Origin of the sequence: Paenibacillus sp. FSL R7-0216 (assembly GCF_037969915.1) — a bacterium.
In the GTDB taxonomy this organism is placed as follows: Bacteria; Bacillota; Bacilli; order Paenibacillales; family Paenibacillaceae; genus Fontibacillus; species Fontibacillus rhizolycopersici.
Genome location: NZ_CP150222.1, coordinates 2,999,072 through 3,013,812, shown reverse-complemented (window position 1 = coordinate 3,013,812; position 14,741 = coordinate 2,999,072). Strand labels below are relative to the sequence as shown.

Below are 14,741 nucleotides of genomic sequence, written 5' to 3'. Positions count from 1 at the left end.
ATCGTTATCGTTAGAGGAGAGATAAAGGCATGGCGGTCAAAACTGTGATTCGTCAAGTGAATGAGTATGTCGGGGAAACCGTAGTCATCGGCAGCTGGCTCAACAATAAACGTTCCAGCGGCAAAATTCAATTTTTGCAGCTTCGCGACGGGACCGGCTATATTCAAGCGGTAGTCGTCAAGAGCGAAGTGTCCGAGGAGACTTGGAACAACGCCAAGAGCTTAACTCAGGAAACGTCCATGTACGTTACGGGCGTGATTCGCGAAGAACCGCGAAGCCAATCCGGTTATGAGATGACGGTAACCGAAGTCGAAATCCTTCATTTGACCGAAAACTATCCGATTACGCCAAAAGAACACGGTGTCGATTTCCTGATGGACCATCGTCATCTGTGGCTTCGTTCCTCGAAGCAGCGGGCCATTATGGTCATCCGGGCCGAAATTATTCGGGCTATTCAGGATTTCTTCGACCAAAACGGGTTTACCTTGGTTGATCCGCCGATCTTGACGCCAACATCTGCGGAAGGGACCACGAACCTGTTCCATACGAAATATTTCGAGGAAGACGCTTATCTGACGCAAAGCGGGCAGCTTTACATGGAAGCGGCCGCGATGGCCTTGGGCAAGGTTTATTCCTTCGGTCCAACGTTCCGCGCCGAGAAATCCAAGACACGTCGCCATCTGATCGAGTTCTGGATGATCGAGCCGGAAATGGCGTTTACCGATCATGAGGAGAGCCTCAAGGTACAGGAGAACTTCATCGCGCATGTGGTGCAATCGGTGTTGAAGAACTGCCGGACCGAGCTTGAAACGGTGGGCCGCGATGTATCCAAGCTAGAAGGGATACAAGCCCCGTTCCCGCGCATCAGTTACGATGAAGCGATCGAATATCTGCATACGCAAGGGTTTGATATTCCTTGGGGCGAGGATTTCGGGGCGCCGCACGAAACGGCGATTGCGGAACGTTACGAGAAGCCGGTATTCATTACGAATTATCCAGCGGGGATCAAGGCGTTTTACATGAAGCCGGATCCGAACCGTCCTGAAGTCGTCCTGTGCGCCGATATGATTGCGCCGGAAGGCTACGGAGAAATTATCGGCGGTTCGCAGCGGATCGACGACCCGGCTTTGATGGAAGAACGTTTCAAGGAGCATAACCTGTCGGAGGAAACGTACCAATGGTACCTGGACCTCCGCAAATACGGCTCGGTGCCGCATTCCGGTTTTGGCCTTGGATTGGAACGAACGGTCGCCTGGATTTGCGGTCTAGATCACGTTCGCGAGACGATTCCGTTCCCACGGACCCTGTACCGGTTATATCCTTAATTGGCGCTGAAAGGTGAGCTTTAATTTATGGCCATGAATGAGGGCAACAATGCTTGGGCGAAGGGAATGGCTTTCGGAATGGAGACAGGGACGGTGAACGTGCCTTTCGCACTGTTGGCCCACTACCGTAAGCTCCGTTTAAGCGATACGGAAGCGATGCTTCTGATCCAGCTGCTTGCCTTCAAACAAGTCGAGCGTAACGATTTCCCATCGTTGGGGCAGCTGGAATCGCGGATGGACACGGCGCCCGGAACGCTGGCCCCGGTCATTCGCGGTTTATTGAAGGAAGGCTGGATCAGTATCGACGAAGCAGTCGACGAAACAACCGGTATCCGTTCAGAACAATATAATTTGAGCGGTATGTATGACCGGTTGGGGAGGTGGCTGGCAGCACAGCAACCGGCTGCCGCCAGCCGCAAAACGGCTGACGCGGCTCCGGAAGCGCGGGAAGAACAGGAACGGAACCTGTTCGTGATTTTTGAGAAGGAATTCGCCCGTCCGCTTTCACCGATGGAATGCGAGACAATATCCGGTTGGGTGGACCAGGACCGGTACCCGGAAGAGCTGATTCTACTGGCGCTGAAGGAAGCGGTATTCGCCGGTAAAGTACATTTCCGGTATATCGACCGTATTTTGCTGGAATGGAGCCGCAATCGCGTACGTACGGCGGAGGACGTCAAAGCCTATGCGCAGCGGTTCCGCGGAGGAATGCGATAAATACGTTCATGTAAATAATACCCAAAACAGTCTGTTTTCCTATGGGAGCAGACTGTTTTTTTATATTGTCACATTATGGTTTGAAAATTTATAGTAGTCTATAGAAGAGAGGGTAATGGTCAAATCATCTTTGTAAGGGCTTTCAATTGATGATTATATTGAATAAGCAGGTGAGAGGATTGGAAAATGGGAGTAGAGCTAAAATACTGGAAAATCTCCATTCCCAAATTAAAAGGGGGAGTCATATTATCGGTGTAGCTGCAGGCTCCGGAATGACGGCGAAGTTTGCCAAACAGGGCGGGGCCGATTTTATTTTAGTATTAAATTCAGGCCGGTTCCGGCAGATGGGGAGAAGCTCGCTAGCCGGTTATTTACCGTTTGAAAACAGCAATGATTTAGTGATGGATTTTGCTTCGAAAGAGATCATTCCTTTGGTTAAAGACATTCCTATTATTTTCGGTATCAATGCTACGGACCCAACCAAGGATTTGGATGTTTATATCGATAAAATTAAAGAGAAGGGCTTCTCGGGAATCAATAACTATCCCACGGTTGGATTAATCGACGGACAATTCAGAGATGCACTGGAAATGGAAGGAAGCACTTATCTTAATGAGTTGGCCGCGATCCGCACGGCTCACCGGAAAGATATGTTCACTATAGCTTTTGTGTTTAATGAAATACAGGCCGAGCAGATGCTTGAGGCGGGTGCGGATGTCATTTGTGTTCATTTAGGCTTAACAGGTGGAGGCCTATTGGGAGCAAAGAAGGTTTTTTCCCTGGAAGCGGCTAAAGTGATGGCAAACCAGATCTTTAATAAATGTAATGAAATAAGACCCGATGTCATTAAGTTGATCTACGGCGGTCCTGTAAAAACGCCTATCGATGTCCAATATATGTACGGTAACAATGCTAACTTAATGGGGTATATCGGAGGTTCTGCCTTTGAGAGAATACCTACTGAAAAATTCATTACGAATATTACCAAAGCGTTTAAAGTATCTGGTAAGCTCGATGAGGATGAGTTACTCACCAAAATGCTAGATGGCATTACAAAGCATTATGATTACGTTGAGTTTGTGAAAAAGTATGTCTCCCAACACTATATGAACGAAATATTGTTCATGGATCTGGCGAAGGTGGCGCATGTGTCCAGAAGTTACTTGAGCAGCCTCTTTAAAAGAGAGGTTGGCTGCAGCTTTCCCGAATATCTCGTCAAATTTCGAATGGACAAGGCCACAGAAATTCTTGACCGTGAAAGTATTCAGTTATCAGAGGTTAGCGCTTTGGTGGGTTATCAGGACTATGCACAGTTCAGTAAGATGTTTAAAAAATATAAGGGCTGCACACCAAAGCAATACAAGCAAAAAAAACAGAGAAAGTGAACATAAGCACAAAAACACAAGACGTGATAACGTTTTCATAATAAGGCGAGAGCAGTATGATTAGCTTGTAGTTAATCGTACTGCTTTCTTCATGAGGGCGCGCTCAGAAGAGTTATCCGGTATGTACAGACTGGATAAACAATGTAAGCTAAGGAGGAGAGTGAACAAGTGCCAACGATTGCGATTGCCGGAACATTTGATACAAAGGGCGCTGAATTTTTTTATGTAAAGGAATTGCTGGAAAGCTTGGGACTCAAAACATTCACGATCCATACTGGTGCATATGAGCCGACTTTTCAACCTGATGTATCCAATGAAGAGGTAGCTAAGGCAGCTGGAACAGACATTCAAACGGTCGCGAAAAGCGATCGGGCCTACGCCACAGAAGTGTTGTGTCAAGGGATGAAGAAGCTGGTGCCCGAGCTGTTCAAACAGGGTAAATTTGATGGAATTCTTTCATTTGGCGGTTCAGGCGGAACTTCATTGGTAACCCCGGCCATGCAGGCGTTGCCGATTGGTGTGCCGAAGGTGATGGTATCCACGGTTGCTTCAGGGAATACCGCTCCTTATGTGGGAACCAGCGATATTGTGATGATTCCGTCGATCGTCGATGTTTCAGGACTAAACAGCCTTTCGGTAAAAATATTCTCTAATGCTGCATTTGCGATTGCCGGGATGGTTAAGTTTGAAAACAAACAAGTGATGGAGAAAAAGCCGTTAGTAGCCGCAACCATGTTTGGTGTAACAACTCCTTGCGTAACGGCAGCAAGAGAGTACTTGGAGGATCGCGGGTACGAGGTATTAGTATTCCATGCCACGGGTACCGGCGGCAAAACGATGGAAGCACTTGTTGATGCCGGATTTATTGAAGGCGTTCTCGACCTTACCACCACAGAATGGGTGGATGAACTGGTTGGCGGCGTGTTGAATGCTGGCCCACACCGGCTCGAAGCGGCTTCGAAACACCGCATTCCGCAGGTCGTTTCCGTGGGCGCACTCGATATGTGTAACTTCGGTCCTTACGATACGGTACCCAAGCAATTTGCAAACCGCAATTTGTATAAACACAATCCGACGGTTACGCTGATGAGAACCTCTGTAGAAGAAAATGAAATCATCGGCAACAAGCTTGTGGAAAAACTCAAGTTGGCCAAGGAAAGAACCGCGCTCTATTTACCGCTGAAGGGCGTCTCTGCCATCGATGTGGAAGGCCAACCCTTCTATGGACCGGAGGAAGACAAAAAGTTGTTTGATGTTCTGAGAAATGGCGTGAATCGCGACGTAGTCGAAGTCGTAGAAATGGATTGCGACATCAATGATGTGAAATTTGCCGAAGCAGCAGCTCAAAAATTGATTGATCTGATGAACCAGGAATAGGCTTGTATAAGAACGGGAGGAGAAATATGAAACTCACTAAGTTGGATTTTTCCGTCGCTATTTTAGCAGGCTTAACTTGCTTGACAATGTATTTCGATTTACCGGTCTGGGCGTTGTTCATCGGTTGGGCGTGGTACTTTGCATTAGGCGCTAAGCCGGGTGCTTTCAAAGAGGCTATTCCCGCCATGCTGCTTGGCTACATATTAGCTGCGGTCGCAGTTGTCGTCTATGCGGCATCCGGACACCAAATGATCGCTTTGGTTTTGGTCGTAGCCGTGACGGTATTTCTGATTATGTTGTCGCTAAAAACTTCGGTGTTCAGCTGCTCACTCGCTTCATTTAATGCCTATTCCTGCATGTTTGCAGGGTATTATGCCGGGAACTTTCCGAAAGTGGAGTCCATCTCTCTTGACCTGAACAATGTTTTGATCTGTGTGTTATGGCTTGTGCTGGCTAACGTTATAGGTCTTCTGTGCGGCTACATTAGCGTAACCGTTGGAAACTTGGGGAACAAAAACAAGTAACAGAGATTTTACTAAAATTTATGAATGATATAGGAGGTTTTATCCATGCTTACGAAATCCAGAAAAGAAATTGTCGACGGTTTCCGGGAGCAAATCAAACAAGGCAAGATTCTGCTAGGGGTTGGTGCCGGTACAGGGATTACGGCAAAAAGCAGTGAAGCTGGCGGAGCCGATATGCTTATCATCTACAACTCTGGTCGGTACAGAATGGCAGGACGTGGATCTTTGGCTGGCCTGCTCTCTTATGGAGATGCGAACCAAATTGTCGTAGAAATGGGCTCAGAAGTTCTGCCGGTCGTGAAGCATACTCCAGTGCTCGCCGGGGTTTGTGGTACGGACCCCTTCAGAGTGATGGATGTCTATTTGAAACAATTGAAGGATCAAGGATTTAATGGGGTGCAAAACTTCCCGACAGTCGGTTTAATCGACGGTACGTTCAGACAAAATCTTGAAGAAACTGGCATGGGATACGGCCTAGAAGTCGAAATGGTCCGGAAAGCGCATGAATTAGATATGCTGACCACACCTTATGTATTTGATCCAGAGCAGGCTAAAGCGATGGCCGAAGCCGGTGCTGACCTTCTCGTAGCCCATATGGGCTTGACGACCAAGGGGACAATCGGTGCTAAAACAGCATTGACCCTTGATGATTGCGTGAAGAAAATATCCGACATTGTGAAGGCAGGGAAATCTGTCAATCCGGACATTTTGGTCATTTGCCATGGCGGCCCAATTGCCGAACCTGAAGATGCTGAATACATTATTCAAAGAACAGAAGGTATTGTTGGGTTCTTCGGGGCATCCAGTATTGAACGGCTTGCGGCTGAAAAGGGAATCAAAGCGCAAACGGAAGCGTTTAAATCGATTAAGAAATAGGTTTAGCTAATAAAAGGTTAAGCGTGAGTTGCGGAACTTGGGACTGACCCTTTACGTGAGACAAATGAAAACACCTTCAAGAGAATGCAACCATGTCGTAAGATATGGAGACAACCTTGGAGGTGTTTTTGCGTGGAGGGGGCCTTGTCTTTTTACTGGCCGGGGGCAGGCTGATGGACCGCTTCGGACGGAAGAAAGAAATGTTGGCGATGTTGGTGATGCTGAACGTCTGGATGCTGGTGTTGCTGCTGTCCGTGCTGTCGGACAACTTTTACGCCATATTAATCGGAATGTTTATGGCGGTGGGCGATTCCACCTTACCGAGCACGACGGTTAAATTTCTATTCGATTTTTCGCATACAATTCGTCACTAACGACAAAAAGCGCGAATTCTATTTGATTTTTCGTATAGATTCTTGGCTTCTGTCATCCTGAGGCCAGATTAAGTATGAAATTTCATATACATTCCGCCGAGTCCGGCTGGAAACAATGAATTGTATTCGATTTTTTGCATACATTTCCCTCGTCCCATAAAATCGGCTATACGATATGCTGCGAATTTTACAGTAATCTCGATTTGAAATCATACTCGAAACAAAATGGTTTCGTACACTGTGGGAAGAGTCACTTTGATCTTCTCCTGGGAGGACGATACCGATGCAAGGTTGGATTATTTATAAGAACTCCGCAACTGATGTAAAGCCGGAAACCTATGAAATCAAACGGTTGATGGAAGAAGCGAATAAGCAGGGGATCGATGTGAGGGTATTCGCCCCCGAGCAGTTTGAGCTGATCGTCACACGCGATGATCGAAAGAGCGTGATGGTCGGCGGCGAAGTGCTGCCGCTCCCCGATTTTGTGCTTCCGCGCATGGGTGCGGGGACGAATTACTTCGGTTTAGCCCTGATTCGCCATTTAGAGCGGTTAGGCGTACTTACTCTGAATACGGCGCAAAGCATTGACACGGTCAAGGACAAGTTATTCACGCTGCAGATTTTGGCTCAATACAATCTGCCTGTCCCCAAAACGATGTTGATTCGTTCCAAAGTGGATGTCGAACTGGTGGACAAGCATCTGGGGTTTCCGGTTGTCGTCAAAACGATCTCCGGTTCTCAGGGCAGTGGGGTCTTCTTGGCGGAAAATCGTTCGAATTTCATCGATATGCTGGAGATGATCAACGCCTATAAGGAGAATGCCACCATGATCCTGCAGGAATTCGTAGCCTCCAGTCGTGGCGTGGATTTACGGGTACTGACCATCGGCGGCCGCGCCATTGCAGCGATGAAGCGTAGCTCCGGTAATGACAGCTTTAAAGCGAACTATTCGCGTGGCGGCTACGTGGAACCGTACGAAATGACTCCGGAGATCGAATGGCTCGCACTGGAGGCTGCCCGATTGTTAAACTTAGATATTGCCGGTATCGACCTGCTATTCGACGGGGAGCATTTTAAAATTTGTGAAGCTAACTCCTCTCCTGGTTTTGAGGGGCTAGAGTCCTGCTGCCAGGCGAACATCGCGGAAGAAATCTATCATTTTTTGCGGGTGAGGTTGAACGCGTTTGAGTAGAGAGCGCTGTCGGGGTACGCGAATCCGTCCGCGGAAGCAATTTGTCCGTGATCCATGATCGAACGTGCCTCGATTCATTCCATCGTAAGAAAAATTTGCGGTAAAGGCGAGCCCTTCCTGCGCAACGAAGCGATCCCGGCAAATACCTGCAAAAGTGCAGGTATTTGCCCAGGAACGGCTAAATTCTCATGAATATCTGCAAAAATGCAGTTATTTAGGAGAGAAAGCGCGATTATCGCGAGTATTAAGAAAAATACCTGTATTTTTGCATCTATTTCGCCGAAATCATAAAAATCGACCGAAATAACTGCACTTTTGCAGGTATTTTTTACATTTGGCACGTCATGAAATGGGTTCGGAACTAGTTGCCTAGTTCTTTACCGCAGATAACCGGGCATTCAACGTTTCCGCCAGCTCCAGCAGCTCCAGCGGTTCGCTGATGATGTAGTCGGGCTCTTCTTCGGGGCTGGCTGGCGTATGCGGATAACGCGAGGTCCATTTCAGGAACACGCTCGTGATCCCCAAAGCATTTGCTCCTTTAATATCCCGGCCCAGGTTATTGCCAACCATAGCAATCCGCGGGATATCGGCTTCGCTTAAATCCAACGCACCGATCGCCGCTTTGAACATTCGGGGGCTGGGTTTTTCCGCTTTGATCGTTTCCGAATAGATCATGGTCGCAAAAATATCGTAGAGTCCGTGCTGACGGTATACATTTTTGAACGATTGAGCGTTTCCGTCAGCGACCAGTGCAACGGTGAAGCCCCGTTTAACCAGTTGCCGAAGCATGTCCTCCGCACCGGGGATCAGATCCGCCTTTAACACGATCCCTTCGTCATCGCGGACTTCCGTCGCTTCGTCAACGAGCGTATCGCCGCTATCCAAAAAGAGAATCAACCTTTTCTCCGCCATAGAGTTTCTTCCTCTCCCTCTCGTTGAATCCTTCGCTAATTCTTGGTCGATCATGAGCCTTGAACCGCTGCGATGACGAAGAGCACCCATCCTGTCAGAAAGCAAACGCCGCCAAGCGGTGTAATCGCCCCAAGCTTTCGGATTCCCGTTAAGCTTAAGGCATACAGACTACCGGAGAACAGGACGATCCCGGCAAACAGGAACCAGCCAGCGAGTACGACTAGCCCTTTGCTCGTTAGCTGCGTTGCGGCTAGACCCAGTAGAATCAACCCTAATCCGTGGGCGATATGGTACTGAACCCCGGTTTGATAGGTTTTTTGCCGGTCTTCGGTCAACCGGTTCTTGAGTGCATGCGCGCCGAAGGCGCCAAGAGCGACAGCGAGGAACATCAGGATCCCGCCTAAAGTAAGCAGTAACGTCATCGTTGGATAACACCTCCCCCCAAATCTTACCGATTCCCGCTAGGCACGTCAATCGGACAAACCACAAAGCAGCGCGTTCGCTATGAACGCGCTGCTTTGCATGTGGAGTCATGCTCCTTATTTGGCTGGAAGCTCGATTTGGCCGTAGCCAACCGTAGTGAACCAATTTTGAACCGTATCGAAGTCTTTAGAGAAGGACAAGCACAGCAGCAAGAGAATTCGGGCATGCGCCGCATTTAGGTTGTCGCCGGCGATAATACCGTCGCCGCTGGAGTAGTTGCTGCCCGAGCCGGTCCGAGTGGTCGTGACGAACACGACGCCTTTCTCGATTGCGGCTTTGCGCTCTTCACTCATCGCTTTGGAAATACCGCCCGCTCCAGTGCCGGCAGTAACGATCCCTTTGGCTCCATTTGCGACGAATCCGCTGATCGCTCCTGCGCCTGCCTCTTGATAGGAATAGGCGATTTCGACCTTAACCAAATCCTTCTTGGTGATTTTGTTCAAGTCGAACGGGGTAGCCCAGGTCGCGGCCGATTTCAAAGCGCGGAATGGGGCGCGGTATACGCGGATCGTTTTTTCGTCGATATAACCCAAAGCGCCGATTTCTGGAGTGATAAACGTATCGGTCCGGTAAGAGTTGGTTTTGGTGACTTCGCGTGCGGCATGGAATTCATCATTTAACATCAGCACGGTACCGAAATATTTCGTTTTCCCACTGGCCGCCAGTTTAATCGCGTTATACAGGTTAGCTGGAGCGTCCGTACCGATGACCGTCCAAGGCCGCATCGAACCTGTAATGACAACCGGTTTCGGACTGCGTACGGTCAGATCGAGGAAATACGCGATTTCCTCCATGGTATCCGTACCGGTGGTCACCACGACCCCATCCTGGGTTTTGAGCGCTTCATCTACCTTCAAGGAAAGATCATATAATTGCTCGATCGTATAGGCGCTGGAACCGGAGTTGCCGAATTGAACCGTGGAGACCTCGGCGATTTGATCTTTATTCGGGAGGGAAGCCACGAGATCAGCGATCGGCAGCGAACCGGCCCGATAAGTTTGGAAACTCGTTTCATCCGTGGATTGCCCAGCCAGGGTACCGCCGGTAGCGATAACCTGCACTTTCGGCAACTTCTTTACGGCTTCAGTCGAGTTCACGGTACCCGTAACGGTTTCGGCTGCGGAAGCCGGAGAGAGATATAGATTGGGGAGCAGCGCGGTCACGGCGAGGCCGGTGACCAATAAGGCTTTCAAACTTCGAGATGTCCACTTCTTCATTCCATCAACCTCCAAGATGTTATTTTAGTTAACGATATGTAATCTAACTTAATGTGAAATTCGTTAACTTGAGTGAAATTATAGTTTGATGTCATGTATATTGACAAACGCGTTAATGACTTAATAAAGCGCTTAAATCCAGTGGAATCAACGGAATTCAACCTTATCGTCGAAAATGGGGGCAGTTTCAGAATCATTAAATATTCAAATTTGATGTTATGTTAGGTGACATATAATGATTTTTCGAGAGATTGTAGAACTTTTGTCGATTCAAACGTTTTAAGAAATAGTGCAGGGGTTGGACGGACAACCGACGTCTATATCTTGGGAGGAGGGGAGAGTCATTGATGAAACGACGTTTATTCTAAGATTTCAGCGGGGAGACCGCAGCGTTTTTCCTTGGTTAGTCCGGGAATATGGGACCTATGTGTACCGGGTAGCCCATTCGGTGCTGCATGACGCCAAGGAAGCAGAGGACGCCGCACAAGAAACCTTTCTGCAAATCTTTAAATCTCTCCCGGAGTATCGCTCCCAAGGGCTTAAGACCTGGATTACCCGGATCGCCGTCAATAAGTCGATCGACATCAAGCGGAAGCGGGATCGGCGCAAGGAAGAGCAATGGGATCCCGTAGATTTGGACTTGCAGCTATCCGATTCGGAAGAGGACCATTTGTTTGGGCTAATCGATGCGGAACGGAGTACGGAAGTACGCCGACGTATCGCCGGGCTTCCAGCGGGACATCGTCAGATCGTTACGGAATTTTACCTGGAGGGCAAAAGTCATGAGCAAATTGCCGCAGAGCTTAGCGTGGCGGTGAAAACGGTCGAATCGAGGTTGTACCGGGCAAGAGCCTATATTCGCGAGCATTGGTCAAGGGAGGAATGGGGATGAGTCATCAACCGCAAGATGAACTGGAGCTATGGCCTATATTCGCGAGCATTGGTCAAGGGAGGAATGGGGATGAGTCATCAACCGCAAGATGAACTGGAGCTATGGCGGAGCTATATCCGCGGCAGCCTGGATTCCATCACAGAGGCGCGATTAGATGCGCTGCTGCAAGGGGATGAGGCAGCCTTTGCCGCTTATACCGCAGCTCTATCCTCTTTGGAAAGCGAGCTTCCTGGTTTGGAGGATGAAGCCGCCTATATGCTGGCGATCATGGAGATACTTCCGCAAGCGAAGCTGAGCAAGGAGCGCGGCGGCAGCCGTAAGTCTTGGACCAGGCATCCGCTGCTGCATTATGCGATCGCGGCAACCTTAACGGCATTGCTGTTGGGTAGCGGATTATTCGATTTGATTGCCGCGGAGACCGATCATTTGATGAATCAGGCGGATGCGTCGTCCTTGAGCGAACGAATGATGGAGGCGACGGCCGGTTGGCTGGATAGTTGGAAACGATAAGGGGTCATTTTGATAGAAAAAGTTGGAGGAAAGGAAGATGGATATGCCGTTTGAGCGCAACCGACTGCTCGCTTTACTGTTGAATTTCATCCCCGGAGTGGGGCATCTGTACTGGGGCAAAAAAGGGAGGGGGATTACCTACCCGATTCTGTTCTTTGGCGGTATTCTGTTTGGCATTGTTGTTGCGATGGCCGCGGATAGCGGGGAGCTCGCGATGGTGACCTTGATTGCAGCCATTATCTTATGGTTGATTTCGATGTTCGACCTGCTCATTACGATGCTTCGCGAATCGCCGGAGGAACGGGCTTACCGGGAGCATGTCCGGCAGATGTCCGGCGAAGGGAGAGAATCGGAAAAATTCTTTACGATCCTGCTGTCGTTCGTTCCTGGCTTGGGCCATTTTCAACTGGGCTTGATGCAGCGGGGATTATCCTTTTTGATCGCCTTTTTTGGCTTGATCACGATGATGTTCTTCGTCACAGGCATTACGCATGAATCGGTATTTTTGCTGTTCCTCGGTTTGCTGCCGATCATTTGGCTGTACAGTATGTTTGATGCGGTGCAGCTCGTACACCGGAAGTTGGCGGGGGAACCGCTGGTGGATCGGACCCCGTTTGACGATTGGGAGGCCGGTAGAATCGAAGGTCGGCGCAGCAAAGTATTGGCGACGCTCCTGTCTGCCTTTCCCGGGGCGGGTCAAATGTATCTGGGCCTCCAAAAGCGGGGCCTGCAAATGATGGCTTTGTTCCTGGGCAGCTTCTATGTGATCGACGTGCTGCGGCTTTCCGTGTTTCTGTTCGTCATCCCGATCATCTGGTTTTATTGCTTCTTTGACGGTCTGCAGCAGACGAGCCGTTACGGGATCCTACCGATGGAGGATCATCCGCTGATTCAAACTCGCGGCGAATACCAGCACTGGCTGGGTATCGTGCTTATTGTGTTAGGGGTGTATTTCGTCGGGATGGAATTGATCGTTCCGGTGCTGGATGCGAACTTCCCCGATTTGCGCTTGCACCTTCGGATTGAGAAATACCTTCGGCCGACGATTGTGGCCGTGCTGCTGATCGGCGGGGGCATCAAGCTGCTCGCCCGGCCGAAGCGGCGGGATGTGTTCTGGAGCGACGGGGATATTTAATATTTACTAGATGACTAGAGGGGTATCAGCTTCGCGGCTGAAGCCTCTCTATTTTATTTCCACGGTCAGAGTTTGTTACAATGCTAGGAGTAGGACGGGTGAAAAGGAGAAACGGACATGTTCAAAATCTTTATCGTCGAAGACGACAAGCTGCTCGTTGAGCTGCTGGAACAATACTTGCACCGGTTTGGTTACGATACACTGGCGGTCGCCGATTTTGGCGAGGTCAAAGCCGAGTTTGAGCGATACGCTCCACATCTCGTACTGCTGGACGTGAACCTGCCTAAATACGACGGATATTATTGGTGCCGCCAGATCCGCAACTTGTCGACCTGTCCAATCGTATTCTTGTCGGCGCGCGAAGGGAAAATGGACCAGGTGATGGCGCTGGAAAACGGGGCGGACGACTATATCACCAAACCGTTCGATTACGATATCGTGATTGCCAAAATCAAAAGTCAGCTTCGCCGAGCCTACGGGACCTATGCCGGGAGCGGGGACGACCGCACGGTTACGGTCGCAGGGCTGCGTTTGGATCGGGATCGGCTGTCCCTTAGCCTTCGGGATGAACGGATCGAATTGAGCTTAACCGAGGTTAAAATTCTGGATGAATTATTGGGCAAAATCGAGCAAGTGGTCAGCCGGGATCGGTTGCTGGAGAAAATTTGGGACGATCAGGTCTTTGTAGACGACAACACCCTGAACGTCTATGTAACTCGTGTTCGGAAAAAGTTGTCCGCCCTCGGGATCGACGATGCGCTGCAAACCGTCCGAGGCCAGGGTTATCGGCTCGTCCCGCATTGGGGGGAGTGAGCCTATGCGTTTGTTCTGGAAAGATCAACTGCCGTTCATTTTCGCTTATTTGCTGCAGCTGGCATTGAACACTCTGGTGTATTGGCTGGATGGTTACCATCACGCGGCGATCAGTATCTATGCCGCATTGCTCAGCACCTGCATTTTGGCGGTGTTTCTGCTGATCCGCTATTGGACGAATCGGTCATTTTACCGCCGATTAGAGGAAATCCCGGATTCGCTGCGCGCTTTTGCCGACGTTAAACCGGGCTCGCCGTTGGCCGACTCCCTGCAGCGGCTGTTGAAAGCGCAGTACCGCCTTTATTTGCAGGAAATTGGCGAGCAGCAGAGCAAGATCGACGGTCATCGCCATTTCATGAATCAATGGGTACATCAAATGAAGACGCCTTTGTCCGTGATTCATCTGATGGTGCAGCATGAAGACGATCCTCGATCCGTGGCGATCGACGACGAACTGGAACGGCTGCGCAAGGGGCTGGAAATGGTGTTGTATGCGGCTCGTTTAGATACGTTCGAGCATGACTTCGTGGTCGAGTCGCTGGATTTGGAAAACCTGGTACGTTCGGTGAGTTCGTCGCAAAAACGGTTATTCATTCGGCGCAAAGTGTATCCGGTGATCGAGATACCGGAAGGGCTGGCGATTGCCACGGATGAGAAGTGGCTGTCCTTTGTATTGACTCAGTTGATCACCAATGCCGTGAAGTATACCGTGAAGGAACGGGCCAATCTTCGTTTCCGCGGCTTCACACGAGGTCGGGAGACTGTGCTGGAAATAGAGGATGAAGGCGTCGGCATTCCCGCCAGCGATCTCCCCCGGGTGTTCGACGCTTATTTTACCGGGGATAACGGTCGCAACTTTCAGGAATCTACCGGCATGGGGTTGTATTTGGCGAAGGAAATCTGCGCGAAGTTGGGACACCGGATTGAATTGGATTCACAAGAAGGGGGAGGTGCGACCGCACGGATCGTATTTCAACCGGGGCGCTAAAGCTTACAACGGAGTAAGGTA

At 49.7% G+C, this 14,741-nt stretch carries 16 protein-coding genes; 13 read left to right on the top strand and 3 right to left on the bottom strand.

What is annotated here, in order from left to right:
- The first annotated feature begins 29 nt into the window (after positions 1-29).
- The 8 genes from asnS to MKZ15_RS13595 all read left to right on the top strand — a co-directional run bounded on the left by asnS (position 30) and on the right by MKZ15_RS13595 (position 7,770).
- On the top strand, positions 30-1,325 hold the full coding sequence (asnS, locus tag MKZ15_RS13630) for an asparagine--tRNA ligase (protein WP_339816537.1): 1,296 nt from the start codon (positions 30-32) through the stop codon (positions 1,323-1,325).
- A 27-nt stretch (positions 1,326-1,352) separates the two neighbouring features.
- Positions 1,353-2,042 carry a DnaD domain-containing protein gene (locus tag MKZ15_RS13625; RefSeq protein WP_339816535.1) on the top strand — a complete coding sequence of 230 codons (690 nt, stop codon included), beginning with the start codon at positions 1,353-1,355 and terminating at the stop codon, positions 2,040-2,042.
- Between the two features lie 179 nt (positions 2,043-2,221).
- The gene (locus MKZ15_RS13620) at positions 2,222-3,427 is read left to right on the top strand and encodes a phosphoenolpyruvate hydrolase family protein (protein ID WP_339816532.1); all 1,206 of its coding nucleotides are present in this window, start codon (positions 2,222-2,224) and stop codon (positions 3,425-3,427) included.
- A 168-nt stretch (positions 3,428-3,595) separates the two neighbouring features.
- Positions 3,596-4,804, top strand: a complete 1,209-nt coding sequence (locus MKZ15_RS13615) for a Tm-1-like ATP-binding domain-containing protein (protein ID WP_339816530.1) — start codon at positions 3,596-3,598, stop codon at positions 4,802-4,804.
- 26 nt (positions 4,805-4,830) lie between these two features.
- Complete coding sequence (locus MKZ15_RS13610) at positions 4,831-5,328, top strand: DUF1097 domain-containing protein (RefSeq protein ID WP_339816528.1); 498 nt, start codon at positions 4,831-4,833, stop codon at positions 5,326-5,328.
- A gap of 45 nt (positions 5,329-5,373) precedes the next feature.
- A complete protein-coding gene (locus MKZ15_RS13605) occupies positions 5,374-6,204 on the top strand; it encodes a phosphoenolpyruvate hydrolase family protein (RefSeq protein ID WP_339816526.1) in 831 nt (276 codons plus the stop codon).
- A 122-nt stretch (positions 6,205-6,326) separates the two neighbouring features.
- Positions 6,327-6,578, top strand: coding sequence for a hypothetical protein (locus tag MKZ15_RS13600; RefSeq protein ID WP_339816524.1), 252 nt, complete (start codon positions 6,327-6,329; stop codon positions 6,576-6,578).
- Between the two features lie 283 nt (positions 6,579-6,861).
- The gene (locus MKZ15_RS13595; RefSeq protein WP_213622850.1) at positions 6,862-7,770 is read left to right on the top strand and encodes a RimK family alpha-L-glutamate ligase; all 909 of its coding nucleotides are present in this window, start codon (positions 6,862-6,864) and stop codon (positions 7,768-7,770) included.
- A 369-nt stretch (positions 7,771-8,139) separates the two neighbouring features.
- Here the strand turns inward: MKZ15_RS13595 and MKZ15_RS13590 are convergent, their stop codons facing one another.
- The 3 genes from MKZ15_RS13590 to MKZ15_RS13580 all read right to left on the bottom strand — a co-directional run bounded on the left by MKZ15_RS13590 (position 8,140) and on the right by MKZ15_RS13580 (position 10,382).
- Positions 8,140-8,682 (bottom strand): HAD family hydrolase, encoded by a 543-nt coding sequence (locus MKZ15_RS13590; RefSeq protein WP_213622851.1) that lies wholly within the window; start codon positions 8,680-8,682, stop codon positions 8,140-8,142.
- A gap of 50 nt (positions 8,683-8,732) precedes the next feature.
- Entirely contained in the window at positions 8,733-9,104 is a 372-nt protein-coding gene (locus tag MKZ15_RS13585) for a DUF423 domain-containing protein (RefSeq protein ID WP_339816522.1), read from the bottom strand.
- 117 nt (positions 9,105-9,221) lie between these two features.
- Positions 9,222-10,382, bottom strand: coding sequence for an asparaginase (locus tag MKZ15_RS13580; RefSeq protein ID WP_193416020.1), 1,161 nt, complete (start codon positions 10,380-10,382; stop codon positions 9,222-9,224).
- A gap of 289 nt (positions 10,383-10,671) precedes the next feature.
- Here MKZ15_RS13580 and MKZ15_RS13575 point away from each other — a divergent pair, with 289 nt between their 5' ends.
- The 5 genes from MKZ15_RS13575 to MKZ15_RS13555 all read left to right on the top strand — a co-directional run bounded on the left by MKZ15_RS13575 (position 10,672) and on the right by MKZ15_RS13555 (position 14,720).
- Positions 10,672-11,274 (top strand): RNA polymerase sigma factor, encoded by a 603-nt coding sequence (locus MKZ15_RS13575; protein WP_339816520.1) that lies wholly within the window; start codon positions 10,672-10,674, stop codon positions 11,272-11,274.
- Positions 11,275-11,343: 69 nt separating this feature from the next.
- Positions 11,344-11,784 carry a hypothetical protein gene (locus MKZ15_RS13570; protein ID WP_193416022.1) on the top strand — a complete coding sequence of 147 codons (441 nt, stop codon included), beginning with the start codon at positions 11,344-11,346 and terminating at the stop codon, positions 11,782-11,784.
- Between the two features lie 43 nt (positions 11,785-11,827).
- Positions 11,828-12,919: a hypothetical protein gene (locus MKZ15_RS13565; RefSeq protein WP_339822421.1), complete on the top strand. Its 1,092-nt coding sequence runs from the start codon at positions 11,828-11,830 to the stop codon at positions 12,917-12,919.
- Positions 12,920-13,036: 117 nt separating this feature from the next.
- Entirely contained in the window at positions 13,037-13,732 is a 696-nt protein-coding gene (locus tag MKZ15_RS13560) for a response regulator transcription factor (RefSeq protein WP_193416023.1), read from the top strand.
- A 4-nt stretch (positions 13,733-13,736) separates the two neighbouring features.
- Positions 13,737-14,720 (top strand): sensor histidine kinase, encoded by a 984-nt coding sequence (locus MKZ15_RS13555; protein WP_339816519.1) that lies wholly within the window; start codon positions 13,737-13,739, stop codon positions 14,718-14,720.
- The last annotated feature ends 21 nt before the right edge of the window (positions 14,721-14,741 follow it).

Excerpts from the sequence above, each read along its gene's own strand:
- MKZ15_RS13565 (WP_339822421.1), top strand. The coding sequence starts at position 11,828 with ATGCCGTTTGAGCGCAACCGACTGCTCGCTTTACTGTTGAATTTCATC.
- MKZ15_RS13625 (WP_339816535.1), top strand. The coding sequence starts at position 1,353 with ATGGCCATGAATGAGGGCAACAATGCTTGGGCGAAGGGAATGGCTTTC.
- MKZ15_RS13580 (WP_193416020.1), bottom strand. The coding sequence starts at position 10,382 with ATGAAGAAGTGGACATCTCGAAGTTTGAAAGCCTTATTGGTCACCGGC.
- MKZ15_RS13595 (WP_213622850.1), top strand. The coding sequence starts at position 6,862 with ATGCAAGGTTGGATTATTTATAAGAACTCCGCAACTGATGTAAAGCCG.
- asnS (WP_339816537.1), top strand. The coding sequence starts at position 30 with ATGGCGGTCAAAACTGTGATTCGTCAAGTGAATGAGTATGTCGGGGAA.
- MKZ15_RS13590 (WP_213622851.1), bottom strand. The coding sequence starts at position 8,682 with ATGGCGGAGAAAAGGTTGATTCTCTTTTTGGATAGCGGCGATACGCTC.
- MKZ15_RS13570 (WP_193416022.1), top strand. The coding sequence starts at position 11,344 with ATGAGTCATCAACCGCAAGATGAACTGGAGCTATGGCGGAGCTATATC.
- MKZ15_RS13560 (WP_193416023.1), top strand. The coding sequence starts at position 13,037 with ATGTTCAAAATCTTTATCGTCGAAGACGACAAGCTGCTCGTTGAGCTG.
- MKZ15_RS13610 (WP_339816528.1), top strand. The coding sequence starts at position 4,831 with ATGAAACTCACTAAGTTGGATTTTTCCGTCGCTATTTTAGCAGGCTTA.
- MKZ15_RS13555 (WP_339816519.1), top strand. The coding sequence starts at position 13,737 with ATGCGTTTGTTCTGGAAAGATCAACTGCCGTTCATTTTCGCTTATTTG.
- MKZ15_RS13605 (WP_339816526.1), top strand. The coding sequence starts at position 5,374 with ATGCTTACGAAATCCAGAAAAGAAATTGTCGACGGTTTCCGGGAGCAA.
- MKZ15_RS13585 (WP_339816522.1), bottom strand. The coding sequence starts at position 9,104 with ATGACGTTACTGCTTACTTTAGGCGGGATCCTGATGTTCCTCGCTGTC.